At 56.4% G+C, this 6,693-nt stretch carries 5 protein-coding genes; all 5 read right to left on the bottom strand.

Annotation, left to right across the window (positions count from 1 at the left end):
* On the bottom strand, nt 1-1,558 hold a 1,558-nt coding region (locus tag DBR24_RS28495), incomplete at its 3' end, for a bacteriocin immunity protein (protein WP_128616365.1).
* Between the two features lie 100 nt (nt 1,559-1,658).
* Nucleotides 1,659-1,934 (bottom strand): bacteriocin immunity protein, encoded by a 276-nt coding sequence (locus tag DBR24_RS28490; RefSeq protein ID WP_128616366.1) that lies wholly within the window; start codon nt 1,932-1,934, stop codon nt 1,659-1,661.
* Nucleotides 1,924-2,856 (bottom strand): DUF6392 family protein, encoded by a 933-nt coding sequence (locus DBR24_RS31170; protein ID WP_177490698.1) that lies wholly within the window; start codon nt 2,854-2,856, stop codon nt 1,924-1,926. Before DBR24_RS31170 ends, DBR24_RS28490 begins: the two co-directional genes overlap by 11 nt.
* A complete protein-coding gene (locus DBR24_RS28480) occupies nt 2,853-5,414 on the bottom strand; it encodes an S-type pyocin domain-containing protein (protein WP_128616364.1) in 2,562 nt (853 codons plus the stop codon). The genes DBR24_RS31170 and DBR24_RS28480 overlap by 4 nt, the downstream gene beginning before the upstream one ends.
* Nucleotides 5,415-5,590: 176 nt before the next feature.
* A complete protein-coding gene (locus DBR24_RS28475; protein ID WP_128616363.1) occupies nt 5,591-6,457 on the bottom strand; it encodes a carboxylate/amino acid/amine transporter in 867 nt (288 codons plus the stop codon).
* Nucleotides 6,458-6,693: the final 236 nt, after the last annotated feature.

Raw genomic sequence — 6,693 nt, 5'->3', positions numbered from 1 at the left:
GCGAAATAGCGTCAGTGACTTCAGCCCTCCGCTGATTCCCGAGCATCACATACACCGGTTCCAGACCTGAACCTGCCGGAAAAACCACGACGTAGTCATCAAAAGCATCCACGGACTGCTCAGGAAACGCTTCCAGCAAGGGGGTTGGCGGCGATTGAACGCTGCCCATCCGATAATCAGCAATGGAGGCGAGAGGCAGGAAGTTTTCCAGCGTGTCTGGACGTTTCCAGTTCACAGAGAGGGGGGCGGCTCCATCGGCGGTGAAACGGTAGCTTTGCGAGGACTCGCTCCACACCGCCGGGCGAACCCTGACGCCAGATGTCGGCTGCGTTGCGTCCACCGGCACAAGTGCCACCTGGCGCAGGTTTTTTATCTCCCTGATGCCCCGAAACAGGGTACCGCTCGGCACGGCGTAGGTGCCGCTGCTCATTCTGAATGGGACATCAATGGTTTCCATTGTTGCCGCCTGGTGCTGCCAGTCCCGCCCGTCGATCGGGATGAATTCCGCCAAGGGAACACAAACGCCGTAACAGCCGACCTCGGCGCGACTGCGGAAGTCAAACCGTAGTACAACGGCATATTGCGTTGGATCCGCCTGGACGTTGGAAGTGTTTTGCCAGGTGAATTCCGCCACCGCCGAACGAATGGATTTCTGCAGATCAACACGATGGACGTCCAGGGTTCGCGACAGCTCGCCGTCGATCAGCACTGCCGGACGCGCATTAGCGAAAGCTAAAGGAGCATACAACGGCACCGGCGCTTGGGTTGGCCCGACACCCAGTTGATCACGTTGTTGTGCGAGTTGAGTCTGGGCCGTCGTCAGCAATGCCTCGGCCTGTTCTTGAAAACGCCTGAGTTGCTGATTGACGGTGTTCAGCGTCGCCAGATAACCGTCGTAAATGGCGCCAAACTGTGCAGCAATATTTTGCCACTGCCCCCCCTCGGCTTGTGCGTATGTCACCTCGCGCTGCGCCCCGTCTCTTTTGAACTGGACACTCATTTTCCAGTACTCGTAACGACGCACTGCCGAGCTCGCGTCGAACTCGGCGACTTCCAGTGTGCGGATGTCCGTTTCACGTTCAGAAACAGCTGCGTGCGCATTCAATCGTCCGCGCAAATGATTAATCCGCAGTTCCAAAACAGTAAGCGCTGCATTTGCAGCAAGCTGTGAGGCCGCCAGTTCGGCGCTGGTTTTCTGTATATCCGCCAGACTCCGGGCAACGCGCTGCTGGGTGATCTGGGCCCAGTTGATCGGAGCTGCTGGTTTGGCCGGGATCGGCTTCGCGTCTGGCAGGGCTTGGCCCTTGAACGCAGTACGACCTTGCTTTGCGTGCCAGTCCTTGACGTAGTAAACGACCGAGCCGGGGGAATTCGGATTCGGGTTCTCATTCGGGTGGTAGAACAACAGATCGGTGCCCTTCGGGTGACCTGCAACCTGGTCGAAATGATTGATCAATCGGTCGTGATCGGCCTTCGGCAAATCGACGGCCCAGATTCGGTCAACCAATGTCTGGAATTCAGCTTCGGTGTAATCGTTGAGGGTTGATTTCAGTTTCATTCGTTAAAACTTCCTTGTTTATCGATATTGCTTTCAACGACGGCATTCGCCTGATATTTTGGCGAATGCCTTAAGCGGCTTACGCTTGTATTTGAATGCGTTACTCCAATTTAAAGCCGGGCTTGTTATTAAGCGCGCGCCATTCCTTGACTTCTTTCAAAATTCCTTCGGGGCTATCTTCCTGTCCTTCTTTGGGATAGAAGATGACGTCTGAGCGATCGGGATGCTCTGTAATTTGTTCGAAATGAGTAAGTAGATACTCTTGATAAATCGCTAACGCTCGGCCATCAAGCCCTTCGGGAAAATCAACAAACTTCTTCAGAAATGACAGAAACTCAGCTTCTGTGTAGTCCTCCAGTTTCTCCTTAAGCCTCATCATGTTTGTCCTCTTGGTGTATTTTTATATGGCTGCGAGGTGTCATGATAGAAATGCCATCGACTTGATAAACCGCCTCAGTACCTGAATAACTCATATCATGGTGAAACTCTAAGGTCTTTCGCTTGCCAACCTGGTCTTCCCTGAGGACCACAGGAGCAAGGCCAGCTTGTATGCGCCGTAAGTTATGGTTAAAAAAATCTTGGCTCGACGCAGGATATAAGGCCATTGTCTTCCAGACAGCCTGCTCGAACTCGGAAAAAACGCTGTACTCTTTCCAGCGCAACTGGTCGGCAATTAACTGAGGAATACGAGCGCCTTCATCCATTGCATCATCAAACCAAGCTGCAAGGCCTCCGCTCCCCCAGCCTCTGACTGTGCCGGGTTCTTCGCGTAGCGCCATGACATCCGGGCAATGACGATCCGCTTTTTTTGTGTATTCGAACGGACGAGCTAGATCGATCAACGTAAATACTAACGTGGAGACTTTCATCTCAGCAGTGTATTGAAACACTACTTGCTTTCCCGGGTAGATGTCCTGATCAAGTAAAAAAGATTCCCAACCACCGGTTTGCCCTAGTGGCTCGGGCATCCTTACTGGCCCCCCCACCTCGACGGGTTTCCCGAAAATCGAATGCACGTCGAGCTGACTCATGTCGTGCTTATAAGGTGGCGGCAGCGGCCCTTCATATTCGACCGTAGACGGAGTAGTCTTTTTCAATCTCAAAAAAATGGACTCCAGTTTTTTGGTTTCCGCCCAAAAGGTCAAACTCGCCCCGGCCTGAATACTTACATTTAGGAAAGCACTCTCGGGAAATACCGACTTAAGCTCATGCTTTTCACTCAAGATTCCAGCTGCAAGCAAAACGTCAAACTTTTCGCCCAGACTTCTAATCAGTCGGTCAATTGTCGCGATATTCATTTATACCATCCTTGTCGCATATGGAGGTCATGGAGTTCCAACCGAGCAGCATCAATAGCAGCCTCATCAAGCCCTTGCTCTAACAACCCTGCCTTAAGTGCGTCGAAATTAGCATCCACCGCCCTTCTCAAATCTTGTGCATCCTCCAACTGTTTGGCCCTGCTATTTCGGCCACCATAGGTTTCACTAAATTTCCGGTGCACTTCAGTAGGTATTGCCACACTTGGAGCTCGCCTCAATATGTTTGCAATTTCCTGGTCTTCAAACCAGGAAAGCTCATCAATCAGGTGACTCTCCAACGCCCTACGCGAAGGAATATGGTCAATATCCAACCCATCCCCCCTGCTCCGCCCACTAAGCTCGTTATACGGCCCGACCTCCAAGGGTTTCACCGGTGGCCCGACGAATACCAGATCCGGCGAAGGCAACTCCATATCCGCCGGGAACCCGGGAATATTCGCACCAATCAGCCCTTCATCAACAGCCGGAAACGTCTCGTTTGCCGGTAGGATCGGGATGACAGAATCGCCGGGATAAATCAGAGTCGGTGACGGTGCAATCGGTGTCGTGTTCGGTCCAATGTGCTCCGCTCCGGGCGGAACCAGCGGTATCCAGGTGCCAATGCCGACAGGGGGGATCGGCCAAGGCTGTACAGTCGGTAAAACACCTCGATGGCCGCTGGTACTTTGTGGTGCGGTGATGCTGATCTTGTCGAGGTTGAACGGATTTGCGCCGGACTCCGGGCTCTCCTGAAAACGCAACTCAAACTCACGGCGCTCGCCGATCCAGGTGCTTTTCGGTGCGTAGGGCGCAAAACCTTGCTCGAGGCGTTTTTTGTTTACGACATCAAATTGGCTGGTCAGCGCCGGATGCTCGCCCAGTGTTCGCCACAAGGATTCGTCAAAGGAATCGAACGATGTGATCTCGCGGCCCCGCAGTTGATTGCCGATCTGGGTCGGTATGGCGGCGCCGGTCGTGCGGGTCGACGTTTTCCACCAATCTGCAGTGGCGGTCTGTCCTGTGCCGATGACACTGCCCGAGCCCGGTGGTGGCTGGTTGAAGGACAGGTACATCGGCGCTGAACCCGGCAGGCAGACGACGCAATCCTGCAGCCGCAGGTCGACTCCCTTGGGAAGGGCCTGAGTCTGCGGGGGGAGCACCGCTATACGAGCGGGACTTGCAGTGGTTTGCTCAGCAGTCGTGTCCGAAGTGAACTGCAGATACCGGGGCGGTGATCCCGGTACTTCTGCGATGTAGTGCCCCGTCAGCGGATCAAGTACCGCGTTGATGACCGGCACCTTGGCGCTGATCTCATTACCTGTAGTGACCGCGATGACGGCTGTGCCTTCCGGTACGGTTTGAGGCTTGAGCCGGTAAGGCATATCGACCGAGTCGCCAGAGTCGGCAAGTGATCGCAGCGCCTGCTCATCCGTAAGCCCGAGCGTCTTGGCCGGGACGGCGACAGACTGAAACAATCGACGTCGCTGATCCGGGGTCAGCTCTCCATTGGCCAGCGTTGGCGAGTACACCAACCCTGCAACCAATACCGTGAACGGCTGAGGAGCCAGCGCAGCCAGGGAAAGCCGGCTGACGGCCTGCGTCACAGCGGTCTCGATGAGCGTGGCTGCTTGCTGAGCCACCAGTGCCCCGGCGCGCGTCATAACCATTGCCCCGGAGCCCATCGACGACATCGGGACAGTCAGCGTATTGGCCTGTTTGAGCCGGATTAAGCGAGCGTCTTCATCAACCTGCTGTTTGAAACGGACTCGGGCCTCACGCTGCTCGACGAACTTGCGCTGCGCCTCCCAAACGGCCTCCCTCTCGCGCCAGATAATGGTTTGCTCTGCGTGATGACGGGCCAACGCCGCTGATCTATCGCGCAGCACATTGATTTGCGATGCCAACAAACGCGCCTCATGGGCCGCGTTGTAGGCGTTCTCCCAGATCTGGTGACCGTCATTGAGCGCCTGGCCGAACTGCCCCAGGCGCGTCAGATAATCATTGGAGGTACGGGTCAGCGGGTCGTGGCCGTCGAAGGATCGGGCCAGTGCATTTTTTGCATCGAGCTCTGCAGATTTGCGGGCGAGCAGTCCGTCTGTTTCGCTTTTTTCCTTGGTGATGGTGTAGAGCTGCCAGCGCTCGGTCTGGGTGGCTTGAGGCGGTCTTCTGGCGGCGCGAATTTCGTGTTCGAGCGCCGAGCCGAGTTGTTCGGACTTTTGCGCGAAACGGCGGTCAGCCTCGGCTCTGATCGCGTCATGGCGTTGCGTCAGCCCTGCCAGAAATTGCACCAGCGCCTGCTGCCGCGCCTGTTCCTGGGCCTGCGCTGCAGCCGCCTCTGCTCTGGCCAGCGTCTCGGCTTGCTGGTTTGCTTGCGCCTGACGATGAGCCGCCAAAGCGCGCTTTCGGGCCTTTTGTCTTTTCTTGCTGGTGCCTCCGAAACCACCGGAAACTCCGCCACCGCCACCAATACCGCCGCCGGAACCACCACCCGAAGCCGATGGCCCGGGCCGGATGACGACGCTACCTGACGATCCATCGTTGAATGTGTTTTGTGCCATACAGTCACTCCTTGTCTGTAGGGCACAGCGTGTCGATCAAGCGGTAATCAGGTGCGGTACATAGTTATTGCGAATGAAAAAATCGGGTTATTGAGGTTGTCCGCGATAGCGTCAGTTCAGACACGTCCGTGTTGAATGACACGCCGCTATCGCCAGCAAGCCGGTTCCTACAGGGGTTACGCGGTGGCCTCGGATTTGCGTATGCCCAACCGGCTAATCCATACAGCGGCCAGAATCACACTCCCACCGAGCAACAACCGCCCAAGTTCTTCGTGCTGGTTCCAGATCAGCAAATTCAGCAGCAGCCCCACCGGCACGTGCAGATTGTTCATCACCGCCAGCGTGCCACCGTTGACCATGCACGCGCCTTTGTTCCACCAGTACAGGCCCAATGCGGTCGAGACCAGACCAAGGAACAGCAACACGCCCCACTGCAGCGGTGCTTCGGGCAGGAAGTTGGCCTTGCCGAACAGCAGGAACGCCGGCAACACCACCGCCAGTGCGCCGAGGTAGAAGAAGCCGAAACGCCGGTAATGCGGCAGGTCGCTGGGGTGTTTCGCCACCAGATGCTTGTACAGCACCTGCCCGGCGGCATAGGTGAAGTTGGCCAGTTGCAGCAGCAGGAAACCCATGAAGAAGTCCGGGTTGATCCGGTCGAAGCGGATCACTGCCGCGCCCCCTACCGCGACCAGCGCGGCGATCAGCGCCCATGGATTGAAGCGGCGGTTCAGTGCGTCTTCGATCAGGGTTACGTGCAGCGGCGTGAGAATGGTGAACAGCAACACCTCCGGCACCGTCAGCACGCGGAAGCTCAGGTACAGGCAGACGTAGGTCACGCCGAACTGCAACGCGCCGATCAACAGCATGCCGCGCATGAACGCCGGTTCCACCGAGCGCCAGCGCGTCAGCGGGATAAATACCAGTCCGGCCAGCACCACGCGCACCAACACCGCGAAGTAACTGTCGACGTGACCGGCCAGGTATTCGCCGATCAGACTGAAGGAAAACGCCTGGATCAGCGTGACAAAAAGTAGATAGCCCATGGTCGCCTCTGTTTCGAATGGCGGCGACGATAGCGGTTTTTTGGCCCGACCGCGAACGTGTGTCTACTGACACTCCGCAATCGCGGGCACGCCCGCTCCCACTGGGGATTTTTGGTGCTCTGGTAAATCGCGGGCAAAAAAAAGCCCGATCTCGCTAATGCGTTCAATCGGGCTACAGCACTCAGGAGCAACAAGTGCAAAGGGAGGTTCGATGCGCGTAGAGCCTTGAAGGGGTT

The sequence above is a fragment of the Pseudomonas sp. HMWF006 genome, from assembly GCF_003061205.1.
GTDB classification, from domain to species: Bacteria; Pseudomonadota; Gammaproteobacteria; order Pseudomonadales; family Pseudomonadaceae; genus Aquipseudomonas; species Aquipseudomonas monsensis.
Note: the sequence above shows the minus strand (reverse complement) of the source record. Positions and strands in the feature narration are given on the sequence as shown.